Origin of the sequence: Nocardia terrae, assembly GCF_009760405.1 — a bacterium.
GTDB lineage: Bacteria > Actinomycetota > Actinomycetes > Mycobacteriales > Mycobacteriaceae > Nocardia > Nocardia terrae.
Genome location: NZ_WRPP01000001.1, coordinates 107,281 through 126,769, shown reverse-complemented (window position 1 = coordinate 126,769; position 19,489 = coordinate 107,281). Strand labels below are relative to the sequence as shown.

The 19,489-nt window shown below is 69.8% G+C and carries 18 protein-coding genes; 3 read left to right on the top strand and 15 right to left on the bottom strand.

The genetic code is table 11. From position 1 onward, the window contains the following. Positions 1 to 4: 4 nt before the first annotated feature. The 8 genes from GPX89_RS00610 to GPX89_RS00575 all read right to left on the bottom strand — a co-directional run bounded on the left by GPX89_RS00610 (position 5) and on the right by GPX89_RS00575 (position 8,039). Positions 5 to 832 (bottom strand): esterase/lipase family protein, encoded by an 828-nt coding sequence (locus GPX89_RS00610; protein ID WP_157354490.1) that lies wholly within the window; start codon positions 830 to 832, stop codon positions 5 to 7. 96 nt (positions 833 to 928) lie between these two features. Then, on the bottom strand, positions 929 to 2,281 hold the full coding sequence (locus GPX89_RS00605; protein WP_328601377.1) for a hypothetical protein: 1,353 nt from the start codon (positions 2,279 to 2,281) through the stop codon (positions 929 to 931). Positions 2,282 to 2,294: 13 nt separating this feature from the next. Next, on the bottom strand, positions 2,295 to 3,128 hold the full coding sequence (locus tag GPX89_RS00600) for an ABC transporter permease (RefSeq protein WP_157354488.1): 834 nt from the start codon (positions 3,126 to 3,128) through the stop codon (positions 2,295 to 2,297). After that, positions 3,125 to 4,099: an ATP-binding cassette domain-containing protein gene (locus GPX89_RS00595; RefSeq protein WP_157354487.1), complete on the bottom strand. Its 975-nt coding sequence runs from the start codon at positions 4,097 to 4,099 to the stop codon at positions 3,125 to 3,127. The genes GPX89_RS00600 and GPX89_RS00595 overlap by 4 nt, the downstream gene beginning before the upstream one ends. After that, positions 4,096 to 5,391 carry a glycosyltransferase gene (locus GPX89_RS00590; protein ID WP_157354485.1) on the bottom strand — a complete coding sequence of 432 codons (1,296 nt, stop codon included), beginning with the start codon at positions 5,389 to 5,391 and terminating at the stop codon, positions 4,096 to 4,098. Before GPX89_RS00590 ends, GPX89_RS00595 begins: the two co-directional genes overlap by 4 nt. Next, entirely contained in the window at positions 5,388 to 5,657 is a 270-nt protein-coding gene (locus tag GPX89_RS00585) for a hypothetical protein (RefSeq protein WP_157354483.1), read from the bottom strand. The genes GPX89_RS00590 and GPX89_RS00585 overlap by 4 nt, the downstream gene beginning before the upstream one ends. Before the next feature lie 158 nt (positions 5,658 to 5,815). Beyond that, positions 5,816 to 7,480 carry a condensation domain-containing protein gene (locus GPX89_RS00580; protein WP_157354481.1) on the bottom strand — a complete coding sequence of 555 codons (1,665 nt, stop codon included), beginning with the start codon at positions 7,478 to 7,480 and terminating at the stop codon, positions 5,816 to 5,818. 124 nt (positions 7,481 to 7,604) lie between these two features. Further along, the gene (locus GPX89_RS00575; RefSeq protein WP_157354479.1) at positions 7,605 to 8,039 is read right to left on the bottom strand and encodes a hypothetical protein; all 435 of its coding nucleotides are present in this window, start codon (positions 8,037 to 8,039) and stop codon (positions 7,605 to 7,607) included. Positions 8,040 to 8,397: 358 nt separating this feature from the next. Here GPX89_RS00575 and GPX89_RS00570 point away from each other — a divergent pair, with 358 nt between their 5' ends. Beyond that, positions 8,398 to 9,126, top strand: a complete 729-nt coding sequence (locus GPX89_RS00570) for a Mut7-C RNAse domain-containing protein (protein WP_198347209.1) — start codon at positions 8,398 to 8,400, stop codon at positions 9,124 to 9,126. Positions 9,127 to 9,148: 22 nt separating this feature from the next. On the opposite strand, the gene GPX89_RS00565 is transcribed toward GPX89_RS00570, so the two are convergent. From GPX89_RS00565 to GPX89_RS00535, 7 genes are all read right to left on the bottom strand, one after another. After that, positions 9,149 to 9,661, bottom strand: a complete 513-nt coding sequence (locus tag GPX89_RS00565; protein ID WP_157354476.1) for a MarR family winged helix-turn-helix transcriptional regulator — start codon at positions 9,659 to 9,661, stop codon at positions 9,149 to 9,151. After that, on the bottom strand, positions 9,661 to 10,665 hold the full coding sequence (locus GPX89_RS00560; RefSeq protein WP_198347208.1) for a pyridoxal phosphate-dependent aminotransferase: 1,005 nt from the start codon (positions 10,663 to 10,665) through the stop codon (positions 9,661 to 9,663). The genes GPX89_RS00565 and GPX89_RS00560 overlap by 1 nt, the downstream gene beginning before the upstream one ends. 14 nt (positions 10,666 to 10,679) lie before the next feature. Then, positions 10,680 to 11,711 (bottom strand): 3-oxoacyl-ACP synthase III family protein, encoded by a 1,032-nt coding sequence (locus GPX89_RS00555; protein ID WP_157354474.1) that lies wholly within the window; start codon positions 11,709 to 11,711, stop codon positions 10,680 to 10,682. Continuing rightward, on the bottom strand, positions 11,699 to 12,331 hold the full coding sequence (locus GPX89_RS00550) for an SRPBCC family protein (RefSeq protein WP_407939350.1): 633 nt from the start codon (positions 12,329 to 12,331) through the stop codon (positions 11,699 to 11,701). The genes GPX89_RS00555 and GPX89_RS00550 overlap by 13 nt, the downstream gene beginning before the upstream one ends. Positions 12,332 to 12,372: 41 nt before the next feature. Beyond that, a complete protein-coding gene (locus tag GPX89_RS00545) occupies positions 12,373 to 14,334 on the bottom strand; it encodes a thiamine pyrophosphate-binding protein (protein ID WP_328601376.1) in 1,962 nt (653 codons plus the stop codon). Positions 14,335 to 14,569: 235 nt separating this feature from the next. Continuing rightward, positions 14,570 to 15,793, bottom strand: a complete 1,224-nt coding sequence (locus GPX89_RS00540) for a serine hydrolase domain-containing protein (protein WP_157354470.1) — start codon at positions 15,791 to 15,793, stop codon at positions 14,570 to 14,572. A gap of 79 nt (positions 15,794 to 15,872) precedes the next feature. Further along, on the bottom strand, positions 15,873 to 16,955 hold the full coding sequence (locus GPX89_RS00535) for an Lrp/AsnC family transcriptional regulator (protein WP_157354469.1): 1,083 nt from the start codon (positions 16,953 to 16,955) through the stop codon (positions 15,873 to 15,875). Positions 16,956 to 17,004: 49 nt separating this feature from the next. On the opposite strand from GPX89_RS00535, the gene GPX89_RS00530 reads away from it, so the two are divergent. After that, positions 17,005 to 18,240, top strand: a complete 1,236-nt coding sequence (locus GPX89_RS00530) for an MFS transporter (protein ID WP_157354467.1) — start codon at positions 17,005 to 17,007, stop codon at positions 18,238 to 18,240. Further along, positions 18,237 to 19,439, top strand: coding sequence for an amidohydrolase (locus GPX89_RS00525; RefSeq protein WP_157354465.1), 1,203 nt, complete (start codon positions 18,237 to 18,239; stop codon positions 19,437 to 19,439). The genes GPX89_RS00530 and GPX89_RS00525 overlap by 4 nt, the downstream gene beginning before the upstream one ends. The last annotated feature ends 50 nt before the right edge of the window (positions 19,440 to 19,489 follow it).

The window sequence follows — 19,489 nt, the reverse complement described above, 5'->3', positions numbered from 1 at the left end:
GCGACTACTTTCGGTTGTCGTTGGCCGCGCAGCGGACCGTCGGGTGCCGCACGGGGTCGAGGGCGTTGAGGACCAGGTCCACGGTGCGCGGATCGGTGGAGCCCGCCATATGGCCGGTGTGGTCGGCGGCGCATCCGTCCTGCACCAGGATGTCGGTGACGCCGGGGGCGTGGATGAAGGCCGTGGTGTAGGGGGTGACGATCTCGTCGTAGGAGGTCGCGGTCATCACGTAGCGGACCCCGGGCGCGACCATCGGTCCGCTGTTGAGCCGGGTGAGGTACGGCGAACCGGCCAGCATGTCGAACATGGCGGGCGAGAGGAACGGAAGCCCCTGCGGTACCGACGAACCGGTGGGCAGGGTGGGCAGCCGGATACCCGCGATGCTCGTGCCCTGCTGGGGTCCGCTCACCGCGACGACGGTTCGGATCGGGTTCGTCGCCCGGTCGGCGAACCGCAGGCTCACGGCGCGGGCGATCAACGCGCCCTGCGACTTTCCGACCAGATCGAGGGTGTTCCCTTGATTCACCGCGAGAATCCGGTGCACGGCGGCGGTGAAATAGTCGACCGAGGCCGACAGCGGCTCGTCGGAGTCGTAGTCGAGGCCGTAGACACAGCGGCCGTCGTCCAGTAATCCCTGACGCACTGGCCCGAGGCTCTTCTCCACATCAGCATGGGTGCCGTGGATGAGCAGCACCGGCGCGTCGGAGCGAGCAGTCGCGGGACAGGCGGCGAGGGTGTCGAGCGGTGTGCTGCCCGCGGGTTCCGCGGTGGCCGCACCCGCGGTCGAGCCCATGATCGCGAGCGCGGCCACGACGCCTACGAGAGTGCGCACAAGGTCCTCCTGGATGGGGTTGCACGCATATATCTACCAGCGCGACCAACTTGATGTCATCCAGGTGGATCGATTTCTTAATATGTGCACAAACACTTATGCCCAGAATCGCGGCCGGAGACCCCAGGCTTCGAGCTCGTCGGTGACGTGATCGCGGAGGGCGGTGCGGGTCGGGAAGCGGTCGGGGTCGGCGCCGGTGATGGCGAGGGTGACGGTGTGGCCGTCGCTGGACCAGGAGAGGTTGAGGCCGATCTCGAGGCGGCGGAAGAGTTCGGTTTCGCCGGTGCAGAGCAGCGGGCGCATGAGGACCGAGCTTGCGCGCACACCGGCGAGGGTGGCCACGCTCTGGCCGGTTTCGCCGAGGTTGGTGCACAGGCACTCGGGGGCCTTGGCGGTGCGGGAGAAGTAGCCGAGGACGAATCTCGGGAGCATCTGCTGGATCGGCTGCAGGTGTTGCAGGGCGGGGGTGGTGGCCGGGTCGGCGTAGGCGCGGGCGGCCTGTTTGACGGCGGTGCGGACCTGGCGCAGGTCGGTGTGCTCGCCCTTGCGGTAGGGGACCGAGATGGGCAGGCCGGTGGTGGCATTGGCGCGCGGATCGTCGAGACCGCGCATGGAGTGCGGAATGTCCACGCGGACCGAGGAGCCGTCGCCGATGCGGCCGCTGCGGCCGAGGATTCCGACCGCGACGCCGACCATGAGTCCGTTGGCGGTGCCGTCGTGGGCGGTGGCGATGGAATTCCATTCGGCCGCATCGACTTCCACCACCAGGTCGGCGGCCGAATAGGTGTCCGGCAGCAGTCGGCGGGGCTCCTCCGGGCGCGGATTGCGTTCCGGCTCGGTGATATCGCGCGCCACGAAGGCGGCGCGCAGGCTGAGCGCGGCGGCGCGCAGCCGGCCCAGCGCGTCGGTGAGGTGGGCGCGCAGCAGGCCGGTGGCGGGGATCGCGCCCACCAGTCGCCCGGAACTGGTTGCGATGTCCGGGGTGTCGCCCGCGTCCAGGCGTCGCAGGGCATCGCCCACCGCGTACAGCACGGCACCGCCGTCGGAGCTCACGTGCGAGGTGACCAGCGACAGCAGCGTGCCGCCCGTGGTCGTGGGCGCGGCGGAGAGCCGCCATACCCGGCCGGTGATCGGATCGAACTCGACCCGGCTCTGTGCGAAAAGCCAATCCAGGACGCCGTTCTCGTCGACCGGTTCCTCCTGATAGGCCAGCGGTTCCGAGACGGCCGCCGAAACCCACCAGGGACGGGCGAAGGGCACGGAGGTGGTCATCACCCGGCGTGCCAGGAACCCGTGCGCGAGGTGCGCGTGAAAGCGTTCCAGCACAGCCGGATCCAGGGACTCGTCGAAACGCCAGGCCAGCTGGTTGACCAGGGCGTTGCCGTACAGGTCGTGCAGTTTCAGGAACAGATCATCGTCGGCGGTGAGCCGGTTCAGCACGGCGGTCACGGAGGTCTCCCGATCAACGGGCACGCAGGGTGCGGACGGTCAAGGGCGCGAACACGATCGCGACAACCAGCGCGGCCCCCACCGACCAGGCGAAGTCGGAGCCGACCGAACCGGAGTCGGCGAGGGTGCGCACGGCCGCCACCAGATGCGAGACGGGGTTGTAGTCGGAGACGTGGCGCAGCCAGGCGGGCATGGCGGCCACCGGGACCAGGGCATTGGAGGCGAAGCTGACGAAGGTCAGCACCAGCATCGACATGCCCTGCACCGCAGCCGGTTTGGCCACGGTCACGCCGATGAACGCGAACAGCCAGCTCATGGCGGTGGTGGCGAACACGACCAGGGCCGCACCCAGGATCAGGCCGAGCGGATGGTCGGGCCGATAGCCCATACCGACGCCGACCAGCAGCACCATGAGCGCCGCGATCACGTAGCGGGTCGCGCCCGCGAGCAGTCCCCCGGCCACCGGCGCGAAGCGGGCGATGGGCATGGAGACGAAGCGGTCGAAGACGCCGGAGCGGATGTCCTCGGACAGTTGGACTCCCATGGCGACCGAGGAGGTGAGCACGATCTGCACGAGCACGCCGGGGATCAGCGTCGGCAGATAGTTGTCGAGGCTGCCCGCGATGGCCTTGCCGAAGACATTGCCGAACAGCAGCGGCCCGACGATGGGCAGCAGGACGGCGTCGTAGAGCAGTTGCGGGCTGTGCCGGAAGGTCAGCATGCCGCGCTGCGCCATGTAGAGCGACTGGGCCAGGCCCGCGCGCAGGCCGACGTGGGTGAGCCGCGGCTCGCGCGCGATGCGCGCGGTTGGATGCACCAGGATCGAGGTGCCGGAGACGGCGGTCATGCGCTCGCCCTTTCTGCCGGGAGCGGGGTGCGGGCCGGGCGCTGGGTCAGCGCCAGGAACACCGAGTTCAGGTCGGGGCGGTCGACCCCGAAGCCGCGCAGGCGGATTCCGCTGTCGCGGCAGGCGGTGATGACGTCGGCGGCGGTGCCGATGTCGCTGAGCGGGACCGTGAGGGTGGACGGGTTGTCCCCGTGCAGGGGCGTGATACCGGTGAGCCGTTCGACGGCGGCGTCGGCCAGCGCCCGCTGCTCGGGATCCGCCAGGTCGATGCGCAGCATCTCCTCGCCGATGGACGCCTTCAGCTCGCCCGCGGTGCCCTCGGCCACCACCGTGCCGTGATCGATGACGGCGATGCGGTCGGCGAGGGCGTCGGCCTCCTCTAGGTACTGGGTGGTGAGCAGGATGGTCGCGCCGCGCCCGACCAGGCCGCGCACTACACCCCACATGCGTTCGCGGGTGTGGGGATCCAGGCCGGTGGTCGGCTCGTCCAGGAAGATCAAGGGCGGCACCGTGATCAGCGTCGCCGCCAGGTCCAGCCGTCGGCGCATGCCGCCGGAGAACGAACTCACCCGCCGCTGGGCGGCGCCGGTCAGTTCGAACTCCTCGAGCAGTTCGGCGGCCCGGTCCTGGGCGGCCCGGCGGCTCAGGCCGAGCAGCCGCCCGAACAGGCGCAGGTTCTCCCAGGCGGTGAGGTTCTCGTCCACCGCCGCGTACTGGCCGGTGAGCCCGATCATCGACCGCACGGCCGTCGCCTGCCCGACCACGTCGTGGTCGAAAACCGTTGCCGTGCCCCGCGAGGGCCGCAGCAGCGTGGCCAGCATTCGCACGGTGGTCGTCTTCCCGGCCCCGTTCGGCCCGAGCAGCGCGAACACCGTTCCCGCCTCGACCCGCAGATCCACCGCCTCCACGGCGTTCATGGATCCGAAACTCTTGCCCAGCCCCCGGGTTTCGATTGCGATCTCCGTGCTCATCGCACACCTCCGATCTCGGTCGGCACCTCGCGGACGACCCTGTCCGGGGTAATGGATTCAATGACATCGGCGGCGCGGCGGACCCCGTCGTCGCGGAACCGCGCGCCGTAGGCTGCCGCCCGCAGCGTGATCTCCGGCGCGGTCGCCCGAATCAGCAAGCGCTCCAGACGATTCGCGGTGAGCCCGGCGAAGGGCGCGGTCGCCCCCAACCCGAGCGCCTCGATCTGCCGCCCCCAGTAGGGCTGGTCGGCCTGCACCGAGCAGATCACCGACGGCACCCCCGCTCGCAGCGCGGCCGCGGTCGTCCCGGCTCCGCCGTGATGCACGGCGGCGGCACACAGGGGCAGCACCGCGCGGTGATCGACCTGATCGACCACCGCCAGATCCGGGCTGATCCTCTCCCGGAACATCTTGCCCACCAACAACACTCGCAGCCCGAGCCGACGGCCGACCTCACGCACCATCGATTCGATCGCGATCGGATCGGCCACCGGCATCGACCCGAACCCGGCATACACCGGCGCGGGCCCCGCGATCAGCCACTCCCCCAACTCCCCGCCGATCCCGGCGCCCGCGTCGGTCACGACCGGGAATCCGGTGAAGGGCACGGGTCCGATCTCCTCGGCCAAGCCCGGGAACAGATTCGGGTCGTACGCCTGAATCGCGACGTAGGAAGCCGGGTCCTCGGTGAACCGCCCGTCGCCGTGAATCTCGCACGGCGACGAGCATTCCGGCGCCGAGCCGACGGTCCGGAAGGCGGTGATCTCGGAGGCGAGCGCCGCGGCACGGGCCCGGGTGAGCGCCTGCCAGCCGAGCCGATTCAGAGTCGGAGGCAACCGCCGCGCCCAGGCGGCCGGCACGACCGGGACCGCCGCACTGGGCCGAATCGGAAAGAAATGCATTGCCGCGAGCGGGATGTCCTGCTGGCACGCCACCTCGGCGGCGATCTCCTCACACGCCATCCCGCTGACGAGCACCTCACTGTCCTCGGCGAGGTTCAGCAGATCCAGCGCGGCCTCGGCGAACCCGCGCCGCTGCAGATCCACCACCGCCCGCACCCGCTGCACCGGATTCGGATGCCGGAACCGCCGATCATCCCGCTGCGCCCGCAACAGCTCATCACTGTCGACCCCGAACGGCACAGTCGAAACTCCATGCCGCTCAGTGAATTCGACCAAATTCGGCGAGACCGCAACCGTGACGTCGTGCCCCCGCTCAGCCAACTCCCGGCCCAGCAACATCCCGGGTTGCGCGTCACCCCGGCTGCCGGCGAATGCAAGCAACACCTTCATCGCCCGCCTCCGATTCGGATGCTCGTGCGGCGCTGGACCGATGCGGCGGGCAGCGCGTGGAAATCACCCGGCACATCGCACCCGGGCAGCGCACCGGCACGCACGTCGCGATGGTCGCCCGCCCAGGCCGAGAGGCTGGCCACCGGACCCACGGCCGCACAGATGCGGCCGACCGCGAACCGGCCCGGGTCGACAGATCGCGAGCCGGCTCCACCACGGCCCGGGCGATACCCGTGGATGCCGGTGCAGACCTTGAACAGCGTCATCGCGCACCTCCATTCCGGAAGTAGACGCACGGCCGGGCTGCCGCGTGCGCGGCCGTGGCCGAGAGCCGGTGGGTACGGCCGGAGGGGTCGCGGCCGAGCAGACCGCCCGGCCGGTTATCACGGTGAGCCCCTATGGCCTTCGATAGCGCGCGCATGGCTCACACCCGGGCCGGGGTGAGGGCCGCCGGGGCCGGCTCGGTCGGTGTCGCCGCGGCCGTGTGCGCGGTGGGGATGGTCTGGGGCGCGGCCGGCGCATCGGCCGGAACGGAGGTGGATTGCTGGTCGCCCGCACCTGGTGGAACTCCGAACGTAGCTCGCGCGGCGGCGGTTCGAGCAGGCGCGCCGTGGTGGAGGGCCGTGGCCGCCGTAGCCGATTCGACGGCCAGCACCTCGGAGGCAGTGGGGCCGGCCGGTGTGGAGGCGCGCCCGGGACGTGCGCTTCGTGCGAATTCACGCATGGCGCGGGTGAATTCGGCGAGGAAGCGGTCCATTTCCACGGCCGGGAAAGAGGCGGGGAAGCGGGTGGAGAGGCGGAGGCCGTCGGCGGCGCGGACTATCCAGAAGAAGACCTCGTCGCCGGAGTAGGACTCGGCGCGCAGGGTGTGGCCGCGCAGGGATTCGACGAGTTCGTAGTCGGGGAGGACGCGGATGTCGAGGAAGGAGATGCCGAAGCGGGGGCGGTCGGTGCAGTCGAGGAGTTCGAGGACCCGGGTCCAGGTGGCGTCGTTGGCGATCCTGGAGCGGCGCAGGGTGGTTCGGGTGGTTTCCAGGGCGCTGTCCGCGTCCAGGTCGGGGGCGAGGGTGATGTCGATGGGGACGACGTTCACGAACCAGCCCATGGATTCGAGGAAGCGCAGATCGGAGCGGGTGGCGATGGGCATGATGGCGCGCAGTGAGATGTAGCCGAAGGTGCGGCGGTAGGCGATGGCCAGGGCGGTGAAGACCGCGACCGAGAGGCGGTGGCCACGGTTGGTGACGGCCTGTTCGACCTGTTCGAGTTCGCCGAGCGACAGCAGCTTTCGCGACACGCTCACCTGCGGTCGCTCCGACACCGCGCCGGCCGCGGCGGTGATGGCCGGTTCGAAGCGCGGCAGCATGCCGCCCGAGCCGTCCAGGAAGCGCCGCCAGTAGCGGACGGGTTCGCATTCGGTGGTGAGGGCGGCCGCGGCGGTGCGCTCCCAGTGCGCGAAGTCGGCCGAACTGCCGAAGGTCGGCGATTCGCGCACCGGCTCACCCTGTGCGACAGCGCGATACATGCTGCGCAGTTCCAGGATGACGATGGCCTGGGAGTAGGCGTCCAGGACCGAGTGGTCCGCGCCCACCAGCACCGTGAAATCCCCGGTGTCGGCATGCTCGACGGTGGCCAGCAGGCAGTGCGGCCACTGCAGCGGCGAGAGCCGCAATTCCAGTGTGTCGGTGAGGTATTCGTTGATCTGCTCGGAGCCGGTGACGCCGGGCACGGGTTCGGCGGCGACGGTGAGGTCGGCCGCGGCGCAGACCAGCCGCTCGGGCTCGATGGCAGTCTCGCCCGGCCCGGGCGCGGCGAGCGTGGTGCGCAGGCCCTCGTGCCGGGCGTGCCACAGCCGGACCGTCTCGCGCCAGTGCCCGGCGTCGAAGGGCGCGTCCATTTCGAAAATCGTTCCGATCCAGCGGCCCCGGCCCGGACGCGGGTCGGCGGCATCGGCCTCCCGGCAGTGCCGGACGTGCACGTTGGTGAAGGGTCGCTCGTCGGTGGCCCAATCGGATCCGGCGGCCAGTTCGGCCCGCCACAGGGTGAGTGCGCCGGGGCGCACGGCGAATTCGGACAGATGGGTGTAATCCATGACCGTCTCCCTCATCTAATTCCGCCGAGGCAGTAGCCGTTAGAAATCCGTAAATAAATCACGGCGAGCGAAACCCTCGCTCATTAAACGGTTTATGCCGTCTGGCGAATTGAAAGCTAATGCTCTACTTACCCGACGAACCAGCGCCCGCGGCGGCGCTTCCAGAACCCAGAGCCTGTGCGGCCGTGCCACCGGCCTGCGCCGAACCGCTGGCGGCGCCGCTGCCGGTGCCGAGCAGTCCCAATACCGAACCCGGACCGGGGAAGAGCGAGGCCAGACTGCCCGCCGCGGCGCTTCCGGTGCCGAGGGCTCCGGCAAGCCCGGCGGCGGTGGAACTTCCGGTGCCGACCGCGGCGCTACCGGTTCCGAGCTGCGGCAGGATCGTCGGCTGAGCGGGAGTGGGAGCCGCCGTGGCTCCCGGGGCGGAGGTGGCGCCCGGGCCGGCGGGGGCGGGTGAGTCGCCGCCCGCCGGCGCGGCGGTAGCCAGGGCAGGCGTGAGCAGGGGCGCCGCGAGACCCGCGAGAACAATGGCCGCACGGGCCAATCGGGGTGCGTTCATGGCCTGTATTCCTTTCGAACCTTCATCAGGGCGAGCGCCGAGAGGGGCGGCTCGGTGGCAGCAGGTCGGTATGTGCGGCGGCGACGCTGCCGAGAATGGCACCCGATGGGAATTACTCCTTCGTCCATCGGTTGGTCGAAATCGACCTGCGCAGATAGAAAAACACCAACATTCCAACCGCGCAAGCCATAGGAACGCAAACAATTGGTTAACGACCTGTTCCGATGCCCTTCCACTGTGCTTCACGCCACTGCACCGAAGAAATTGGTCTCCACTTCACTATTCACGGGAACCCGCGCGCGGACCAAGATCGAAATTGAGTTGCTCGCCGGACCCCCGTTTCTGGGATCCTGGGCTGGTGAACGCAGGGGAAATCACCGTCGAGTTCGCGCCGGAGCTGCGCGTGTTCGTCGGTCAGCGCTCGAACGGTCACGGCCACCGGGCCACGCCGGTCCGCATCGACGGCACCTCGACGCTGGGGCACGTGGTGGAGTCGCTGGGGATACCGCTCACCGAGGTGGGCACGCTGCGGGTGAACGGCGAACCGGTTGCGACCGGCCACATCCCGACCGCCGGCGAGACCGTCACCGTGGCGGCCGTGGCCCGCCCGCAGCCGAGTCCGGAGCCGCTGCGCTTCCTGCTCGACATCCACCTGGGCACCCTGGCCCGGCGGCTGCGGCTACTGGGAATCGACGCGGCCTACGAGAATCCGGACATCGGCGACGCCGCGCTGGCGGCCCGCTCGGCCGCCGAACGGCGGGTGCTGCTGTCCCGCGACCGCGGCCTGCTGCGTCGACGCGAGATCTACTCCGGCGCTTACGTTTACAGCCATCAGCCCGCCGAGCAGCTGGACGACGTGCTCTCCCGCTTCGCCCCGCGCCTGGCGCCGTGGACGCGCTGCACCTCCTGCAACGGGCAGCTGCGCGCCGCCGCACGCGAGGCCGTGCGCGCCCACCTGCCCGACAACACCGGCGACAGCTACGACTCCTTCGCCCAGTGCGTGGAGTGCGGCCAGACCTACTGGAAGGGCGCACACCACGCACGACTCGACGCCATCGTGGCCGACGCGGTGGCGAAATACGCCTGACGGCCGCGAAGGGCCGCGAGGTTCAGCGAGCGCGGGCGGCCGCCGCCGCGGCGTCCAGGCGCGCACCCAGCGCCTTGACCTGATCGCGTAGTTCCTCGATGTCCTCGACCGGAACCCCGACCAACTCCAGCACGGTCTGGATCATGTGCTGCGCGCCCTGCTGGAGTTCGCGGCTGGACTCTGTGGCGTGCAGCACCACCGCCCGCCCGTCGGTCGCGCTGCGGACGCTCTCGACCAGGCCGCGCGACTGTAGTCGCTGCACCAGCGGCGAGAGCGTGCCGTAGTCGAGGTGAACCTGCTCGCCCAGATCCTTCATGGTGATGCCGGGGCGTTCCCACAGGGCCAGCAGCACCAGGTACTGCGGGTAGGTGAGGTTCATGTCATCCAGGAACGGCCGGTAGGCGGCGGTCATGGACCGTGACGTGGAGTACAGCGCGAAGCACAGCTGCGCATTCAGCGAGAGCAGCGCGTAGTCGATCTCCTCGTCCGCTCCGGCCCGGTGCCCGTCGGGTGCGGAAGGCGGATGTTCGTGCATTACTGCACTGTACTGCGGACGGTGGCGAGGACCGCGTCGGTGGCCGCGCGATCGCCGACGGTGATGCGGATACCGGTGGGATAGGTCTTGACGTGGATGTCCGCCCCCGCCAGCGCGGTTGCCACCCGCTCGGCATCCGGACCGGGCAGGGTGAGGTAGGAGAAGTTGGCGTAGCTGTCGGGAACGCACAGGCCGAGCTCGCGCAGGCCGGTGGTGAGCCGATCGCGGTGTTCACCCAGCACCGCGATGCGCGCCTCGATCTCGGCCTCCGCCTCGTAGCAGGCGCGCACCGCGACCTCGGCGAGCGCGGTCATGCCGAAGGGCAACTGCCAGCGGGCGATCCGCTCGATGAGTTCCGGATCGCCGACGGCGTAGCCGACCCGCAGCGCGGCCAGCCCGTACCCCTTCGAGAAGGTGCGCAGGACCAGCAGATTCGGATGCCGGTCCAACAGCGCGAACACGTCGACGCGTTCGGCCTCGGCGACGAAGTCCACGTACGCCTCGTCCAGGACCACGGTGATCGAGGCGGGGATCGCGCGCAGGAAATCCTCGAAGTCCGCGGGCGGCACCAGGGTTCCGGTGGGATTGTGCGGGCTGCACACCACCACCAGGCGGGTCCGCTCGGTCACCGCGGCGGCCATGGCCGCCAGATCCTGGCGGCCGTCCCCGGTGAGCGACACCGTGACCGGGCGCCCGCCCGCCATGCCGGTCAGGATCGGGAAGCCGTCGAAGGTCGGGGTCGCCATCACGACTTCGGCCGCGCCGGAACCGAATTCCTGAACGATGTGCATGATCACACCGGTCGCGCCCGCGCCCACCACGATCCGGTCCGGCTCGCATCCCAGCCGTTCCGCGATCAGCCGCGACAGCCGCGCCGGCAGGAATTCCGGGTACCGGTTGGCCGAGGCCAGCGCGCGGCTCAGCGCCTCGCGCACCGAGGGCGGCGGGCCGAAGGGGAGCTCGTTCAGCTGCAGCCGGTGTCCGGCCGTTATCAGCGAGGTCATCGTGCTGGCCCCCTTCAGCGTCCGCCCCATCGGACCGCGGCGGCCGCGGCGAAATCGCCCGCGTGCGCGAAGCCCGCGAACATGACCACCGAGCCGGCCGGTACCCGGCCCTCGTCGACGGCCCGGTCGAAGGTGACGGGAATGCCCGCGCCGAACAGGTTTCCGCATTCGTCGAAGGTGTCGGGGTGCCGTTCCTGCGGCAGTTGCAGCGCGTCGCGCCAGTTGCGCAGGAAGGCGCGGTTGGGCTGGTTGGTGACCAGTAGGTCCAGGTCCTCGGACTTCACTCCGATGCGCTTGCACACCGTGTGCGCCACCTCCGGCACCAGCCGGTTGCCGCGCTGCAGCACCTTGGCGATCTTGGATTCGGTGAAGCCGACGTGCATCTGCCCGGCTCCGGCCTCCCAGTAGCGGCGCGGCGGTTCGGCGATGGCGGTCATCTGCCCGGCGAACTCCGGCAGGTGGCGGGTCTCGATGTCGAGGATCGGCGAATCACCGGATTTCACCAGCAGTCCCGCGCCCGCGCCGTCGCCCGGGATGGCGGCCTGCGCCTTGCCGCGCACCTGCTCCTGGGTGAAGATCTGGCCGGCCGCGTTCTGCACCGTCACCACCAGCGCGGAGCGGGCCGGCGAGGAGAGCAGGATCTGGCGGGCCAGCTTCATGCCGTGCACGAACGCGGCGCAGCCGCCGTTGTGCAGGTCGATCAGCCATTCCGGCGAAATACCCAGGCGGGCAGCCACTTCGCCGCCGTTGCCGACGATGGCGACCTCGGGCAGCTGGGTGTGCACGATGAGAACGTCGATGTCGCGCAACACGTCCCGGCCCTGGCGCTCCAGGATCGGGGCGACCGCGCGCTCGGCCATATCGGCGGGCGTCTCACCGGCGGCGATGTGGTGACGGAACTTGGGCGCCTTGAACATGATGTTCGAGGTGACCTCGTCGGGGTCCGCGTGCTGTACGAAATAGTCCGCGGCGACGATGTTCTCGGGTAGATAGCCGGAGACGTCGATCAGGCTGACGGTGTCGGTGCTCATGCTCAGTTCATCCATTCCGGCTTGATCGGCTGGCGGTTGGCGTGGCGGTGCTCGCAGATCGCCTTGAGATTGCGCAGCTCCAGCAGGTGTCCGGCGGCGAAGAGGTGCCAGAAGTCGCCTACCCATACCGGACGGCCCTGCGGCTCGGTCTCCGGGTAGCCGTTGTCGTCGTAGAACGGGTGGTGGCAATTGGTCCACGTGACAACGGAACCCGGCTTGTTCAGCACCAGCTGCGCGTCCACGACCCGCATCAGGTAGATCATCCACAGGTGGTCGGCCTGGTCCCAGGCGCAGTGGTAGTCGACCGTGTGCGCTTCGGCATTGGCGACCGTGCGGGTGTAGATGCGGGTGTGCGAGCCGATCCGATCATCGGAGACCCAGATCTCCGGGTCCTCGGTGCGCTCGAAACCCCGCATGCTGTAGGTCCATTCGCACAGGCTGCGGGTGTCGGCCAGGTACTCGAACACCTCGTCCGGCGGCGCGTCGACGAATTCGGTGACGGTGCAGTACTGCCCGTAGATCTCGTCGTGCGGGTAGACCGAGCGGGTCATGTCCAGCACCAGCGGCATGCCCTCCTTGAGGGCCATGGTCTCGATGCGGTACACCCCCGGCACATCCAGCTCCGGCACTTCGATCGGCGCCGCCTTGTCGGTCGGTGCTGCGTTGACGGTCTCGGTCATGCGAGGGGCTCCTTCAGAAACGGTGCGAACGGTGGTATCTCGTCCGGGTCACACTGCAGTTCGATGAACGCGGGGCCCGGTATCGCCCGCGTCTTGTCCAGTGCATGCTCGAATTCGCCGAGCGTGCGCGCGGTCCAGGCGGGCAGCTCGGGGAACATGGCCCCCACCCCGGCCCCGATCTCCGCCGCCCGGAATCGGTTGAAGCTGTATTCGCCGGAGTAGAAGACCTGCTCCCGCGTCACACACATGGCGTGCGCGTTGTTGTTGAACACCACGAACGTGACCGGCACCTGATATTCGACAGCCGTATGCAGCTCGTGCCCGTGCATGAAATACGCACCGTCCCCGGCGATCACGACCGTGCGCCCGCCTCGCCCCAGCGCACACCCGATCCCCGCGCCGAACGAATACCCCATCCCGCCCATCCCCAACGCGATGAGAAACCGCCCACCCTCGGGCACGGGCAGCCAATGCACCACGGCGGCCCCGGTATTCCCGGCATCCGCGACCACATCGGTCCCGGGCTCCAGACCCGCTTCGAGCGCTGCCACCGCCTCGCGATACCGCACCCCGGGCCCGGACGCGGGCGGCACGACCAACTCGGGCAGCCACCCCTTCGTCATCCCGTAGCGGCCTGGCAACGGATCCGCATTCACTGTGCCCGAATCGGTTTCAATGGATTCCGGCCAGGAGTGCGCCGGAACTCCGGGATCGCGGGCCGGCCACGCCGCCAATGAAGCCGCCAGATCCCTCAGGAGGGCGGCCAATGAGCCGCGCGCCTCCGCGTGCACGGGTACGAACGGCTCCTCCGAGCCCAGGTAGACGACGCGCGGGCACGCGGCCAGCGCCGCATCCAATCCGGCCCGGGCGGTCATCGACAGCGGCGCCCCCACCAGTAGACACAACTCGGCAGCGGCGATGAGCTCCGGCGCACGCGGATGCCCCATGACACCGACGACCCCGGCGAAACGCGGATCCCGGTTCGAATAGACATCTTTGGCATCGGGGGTGACCAGAACCGACGCCCGCGACAACCGCACGACGTCCGCGAGTTCGGTGCGCGCGTCGGCCGCCCCCACCTCCGGTCCGGCGATGACCACAACCCGCCCGCCCGCCGGCACCGCACCGACCAGTTCGGCCACCACAACCGACAGCGCGTCCACCGCGTCCGGCAATGCCGAGTGCTCACCGGGCAGCGCGGAGGCACCGCCCTCGTCAAGGCGTTCCGGTCTTCCAACGGCCCCTGCGGCGGAAGCGACCGGTCGGGTACTCGGACCTACCGTCGAGGGTGGCGGTGATGCCGAATCACTTTCCAACACAGCCGTTCTCGTGGAGCACCGCATCACGGGGACCTGATCCGCGTCAGTTCCCGGGGACCACCCCGGCAGGGAGAGATCCCCCTCTGGACCACCGCCGTCGGCGAACAGCGCGGTCTGAACGTCCTTGGGCAGCAGCAGGACTGCCGGTCCTCCCGCGTACGCGGCGGCGATGGCCCGGTCGAGTTCTTCGGGGATGTCGTGGGGGCTGGTCACTTTGGCGCAGTAGCGGGAGACCGCGGTGAAGATGTGTTCGGCGTCGAGGCGGCCGGGGAGGCCGCTGGTGTCCTGGAAGGCGCCGCGTCCTTCGAGGGCGGTCGGGGGTTGGCCGACCAGGGCCAGGAGTGGGACTCGGGAGTCGAAGGATTCGGTGAGGGCGGACAGGAGGTTCATGGCGCCGCCGCCGGAAGTGGCGGCCACGACGCCGAGGCGGGCGGTGGCGCGGGCGTAGCCGTCGGCCATGGTGGCCGCGCCGAACTCGTGTTTGGCGATGATGCCGGTGAGGGTCGGGTGGCGGTGGAGGGCGTCGTAGAGGTCCTCGATATTGGCGCCGCCGACACCGAAGAGGTGGTCGGTGTGCGCCGCGACGCGGTCGATGATGAGGTCGGCCACGGTGGGCGCGGCGGGTTGGTTCTCGGACACGATCCCCCATTTCGTTGTACCTTGTCCGCGATACATCGCACACAAGGTATCCATGGGAGTCGAGCTTGATCAATGTGTCACGAGTCACACCTTTGCCCGAAATACACTGCTAGCCAGGGCAATTAGGTATGCGAAGACCCCGCCGCGAGACCGTCGGCGGGGTCCCGGTCCGGGTGCAGGGGGGAGTACCGGACCGCATCGGGACAGCTACCGGCTCGGGGCCGGTACACCCGCATCAACGAGTGGCGGCCCGCTGCGGTTCACCGCGAGTGCCCGATCGGCGTGTCGTCTTTCCGAAGACCGCGCGGGACAGGCGCAGGCAGCGGTTGTCGCCATTGAGGGTGAGGCCGAGGCGGTTGGGAACATAGGCGAAGGACAGACCGGTGTGCGGGTCGGCGAAGCCCAGTGAGCCGCCCATGCCGGGGGTGCCGTAGGCACGGTGGTCCGCCGACCCGAACGGGAAAGTGGGACAGGACTTTCGGAAGCCGAGATGGAATCGGGTGGTGGTCTTCAGGACCGCGTCGGGGGCGGGCACCGGCCCGGCGTCGGCGAGGCGGGTGCGGACCGCCGCGGAGATCGGGAGCTCGCCGGTCAGCCCCGCCGCGTAGATCCGGGCCAGCCCGCGGGCCGAGCCGACGCCGTTGCTGCCGGGCAGTTCCACCGACATGATCTCCGGGCGCACGAAGTCCTCGGGCATGCCCAGGTCCGGGGTCGCGAGCGCGCGGAAGAGCGGCCCGCGCCGCAACAGCGCCGGAATCGCTTGATTCCACGGCAGATTCCGCTCGAAGCGCAGGTCGAGCCCGTTGGTGCGAACGAGTCTCACGATGCGGTCACCGCCGAGGTCCGCGTCCAGCCCGAGGGTGAAGTCGACGCCCAGTGGTTCCGCGATCTCCTCGGCGAGGAAGTGCCGGATGCTGCGCCCGGCCGGATCGGCGCGGCGCACCAGCTCGTTGATGAACAGTCCGATGCTGACCGGGTGGTATCCCTGCCGGGTGCCCGGCGTCCACGCGGGCCGCTGCGCCGCCAGCACGCCCGCGACCCGGTCCAGATCGCGCAGATCGGCCAGGGTCATCCGGGTCCCCCGCAGAATGTGCAGCCCCACCTGATGATCGATGAGCTGCCGGACGGTCACCTCACCCTTGCCGCGTGCCGCGAACTCGGGCCAATACCGCGTCACCGGCTCGTCGTAGTCCAGCTGCCCGCGGGTCACCAGCATCGCGAGGATCAGCGCGGCAACGCCTTTGGTGGACGAGAAGACCGGCGCGATGGTGTCGCGCTCCCACGGCAACCGCCGCACCGAATCGCGCCATCCGCCCCAGAGATCCACCACCGGGGTATCCCCGTCGAAGACCGCGACCGCCGCGCCGATCTCGCCGTGGTGCTCGAAGTTCCGCCGGAAGGCGTCGGCGACCCGCCCGTATCCGTCGGCGACATACCCGTGCGTCATCGTCTCAGTCATCGAGGGCGAGCCTAATGGGCGCTGTCGGCGTAGCCGTCCTTCGTCCCCGCGCATGGCCGGAGCGAATGCGGAGGTACGCCTAGCCAAGCGGGGACTCGGGGTCGCGACCCCAGACATTGAATGGGACATACCCCACCGCGCGGCCGCGCGGACTGAGGATGCGGCCCATGCGTTTGAGTGTGCGCAGGGTCAGTTGACGCTCCTCGATCTCCAACTCCGGGAATTCGCGCTGCAGCCGGGCTTCCAGCAGCAGCCCCTCGCGTGGTCCGCGCAGCCAGCCGATGAGCATGACATTGCTGTCGTCGGCGGTGGCGACGCACAACCGGATCTCCGGCCAGGACGCGAGCCGAGCGCCGAGCGCGTCGAGGTGGCGGGCGGGCAGCCGCGCCCAATAGGTGGCGGTGACGGTCCAGCCCGCGGCCTGCTCGGCGAAGTCGCAGCGGAACACCAAGCGGCCCGAGGCCGTCATATCGCCGATCCGGCGGCGCACCGTGGTTTCGGTGAGGCCGGTGTCGCGGGCCAGGTCCGCGATACTGCGGCGGCCGTCGGCGGACACCGCCAGCACAAGGGCCCGGTCGCCGGGCCGCGGCCGGGAGGCGGTGGGCGCGGGGCCGCGCCGGTCGGTCAGCATGGTGCGCTGGCCGGGGTCGAGGGCCTGCGGCCGCCATTGACTGCCCTCGACATAGAGATGCAGGTTGACGGCCGTGCGGACCTCCTCGACGCCGGGCAGCGCGGCCAGTTCCCGGGCGGTGAAATCGTCCAGGGCGGCCAGGTTTTCGACCGCCACGGTGAGTTGGAGCGGGAAGACGCCGGTGAGGCGGTCGACGCTGAGCACCCACGGCATGGCGGTCAGCCGGTCGGAGAGCGTGCCGAGATGTTCGGTCCGGCAGCGCAATCGCAGGTAGGCGACGGTGGCGAACTCCGGCGCGTAGGCCGTGATCCAGGCCAGCCCGGAGGCGGTGAGCTGCTGCCAGCGGCGGGCGGCGGTGGTGGCGTCCATGCCGAGCGATTCCCCGATCCGCGTCCACGAGGCGCGCGGATTGATTTGCAAGGCATTAACCAGATCCAGGTCGCGCTCGTCGAAGCCGGCCAGCACGGCGGATTCCGGCACACCGCTCCCCGGGATGGCGGTATCCGGCGATTTCGCCGTATCCTCGGGCATGGGGTCAGTGTGGCATCAGCCACCTCCTCCCGCTTATGAAGGGGCCTGGATGCCACGCACCACCCGGATAACCATCGCGCTGCTGTTCGTGGCCTGGGTCGTCGACTACATCGATCGCACGGTGATCAATTTCGCGCTGCCCTCGATCGGCCACGACCTGCATCTCGACCACGCGCAACAGGGCCTGCTGGTGTCGGTGTTCTTCATCCCGTACGCGCTGGTGCAGATTCCCGGAGGTTTGCTGGCGGATCGGTACGGGGCCCTGAAGGTCGGGATAGTGGGGCTGACGGCCTGGTCGGTCTTCACCGGATTGACCGCCGTCGCCTGGACTTTCGCGGTGCTGCTGGCCATCCGATTCCTGTTCGGCCTGGTGCAGGGCGTCTTTCCGGCCGCGGCCATCAAGGCGCTCGCCGAACGCAGTCTGCCCGAGCAGCGCACCACCGCGGCGGGCTGGACCAACTCCTCCAATGCGGCGGGGCTGCTGCTGGCGGCGGTGATCGCGGGGGTCGCGCTGCCGACGGTGGGCTGGCGGGTGATGTTCGCGGTCATCTCGGTACTCGGGGTGGCGGTGATCTTCGCGTGGCGGCGGTGGATGCCGGAACCCTTGGTGCAGGACGAGATTCCGCTGGCGGATGTCGGCACCAAGGCCGAACGCCGGGCCGTGCTGTTCTCCCCCGCGCTGCTCGGGTTCGCGGTGATCTTCTTCGGCTACGACGTCCTGGTGTGGGGTGTCACCGCGTGGACCCCGACCTTCCTGCAAGAGCAACTCGGAATCTCGATGGGCAGCATCGCTTTCGCGGCCGTGCCGACCACACTGGCCGCGGCGGCCGGGGTGGTGCTGGGCGCGCGGCTGTCCGATCGGATCGGCGGTCGACCGCGCGTCATCGTGGTGCCGGCCATGGCCTTCACCGCCGCAATGCTTTTCGCCCTGCCGCGCGCGGGGTCCTTCCCGCTGTTCGTGGTCGAGGGCACGCTCATGAGCCTGGTCGCCGGTTTGGCCTACATGCCCGCCTTCGCGGTGCCGCTGCGCGCGCTGCCCAGCGCCTATATCGGCGCGGCCACCGGCGTGATCATCTTCGGCGGCCAGCTGGCGGGCGTGGCGAGCCCGCTCACCTTCGGTGTCATCACCGATCATTTCTCGTACACAACGGCTTTCGAAGTCATGGCCGTCGGCCCGCTGCTGGCCCTGCTGGCGGCGTCCGTGGTCCCGCAAACCGCCGACGCGTTCCGGGCGACTCTGGCCCGCACATCGGCGACCATCCCCACGAAGGAGAGTCTCACATGACCGAGCACTGGCAGCAGGTCTACCGCCACCTGCACGCCCATCCGGAGCTGTCGGGCCAGGAGCACGCCACGGCGCGCCTGGTGGCCGAGGAGTTGCGCGCCATGCCCGGCTGGGAGGTGACCGAGAATGTCGGCGGCACCGGCGTTGTCGGCGTGCTGCGGAGCGGGCCCGGCCCGGTGGTGTGGCTGCGGGCGGACATGGACGCGCTGCCGGTGCAGGAGGAGACCGGCCTCGACTACGCCTCGACCGTCCCCGGCGTCATGCACGCCTGCGGGCACGACGTGCACGTCACCGCGCTGCTCGGCACCTGCGCCGAACTGGCGGCGAATCCGATGCCCGGCACCGTGGTCGCGCTGTTCCAGCCCGCCGAGGAGACCGGGTCGGGTGCGCAGGGAATGGTCAATGACGGTCTGCTGGAACGGTTCCCGCATCCGGCGATCGTGCTCGGCCAGCACGTGAGCCCGCTGCCCGCGGGCATCATCCTGAGCAGGCCCGGCACCCTGATGGCCGCCTCGGACTCGGTGCGGATCACCTTCCTGGGCAAGGGCGGCCACGCCTCCCAGCCGCACACCGCCATCGACCCGCTGCTCATGGCGGCCTCGCTGGTGGTGCGCCTGCAGTCGCTGACCGCGCGCCAGACCGCGACCGCCTCGAGCCCGGTCCTCACCGCCGGGGCGCTGCACGCGGGGACCCGGCCGAACATCATCGCCGACACCTCCGAGGTGCTGCTGAGCCTGCGCACCTTCACCGACGGCACCCGCGACCACATGATCGAGGGTATCCAGCGCATGGCCGAGGCCGAGGCCGCCGCGGCGGGCGCGCCCCAGGAGCCGAAAGTCGAGTTCTACGACCACTTCCCGGTCACCGAGAACACCCCCGGCGACACCGAACGGGTGCTGGCCGCCCTCACCGGCGCCGGGCTGCCCGTCATGCCCATGGAGCATCCCATAACCGGCAGTGAGGATTTCGGCGCTTTCGGCACGGCCGCCCAGGCCCCGTCGGTGTTCTGGCACATCGGCGGCATCGATCCGGCCCGCTTCACCGAAGAGGACCAGACCTACATGCTGACCGAGGGCGCGCTGCCGCCCCGCTTCCCGTCCAACCATTCCCCCCGCTTCGCGCCCGATCCCGTGCAGGCGCTCCCGGTGGCCATCACCACCATGGTCACCGCGGCCCGCTCCGAACTCGCCAGGGCCTGAGGCCGACTGGTCGTCCGGCGCTCGAGCAGGTATGCCAGGTGCCGGACGAC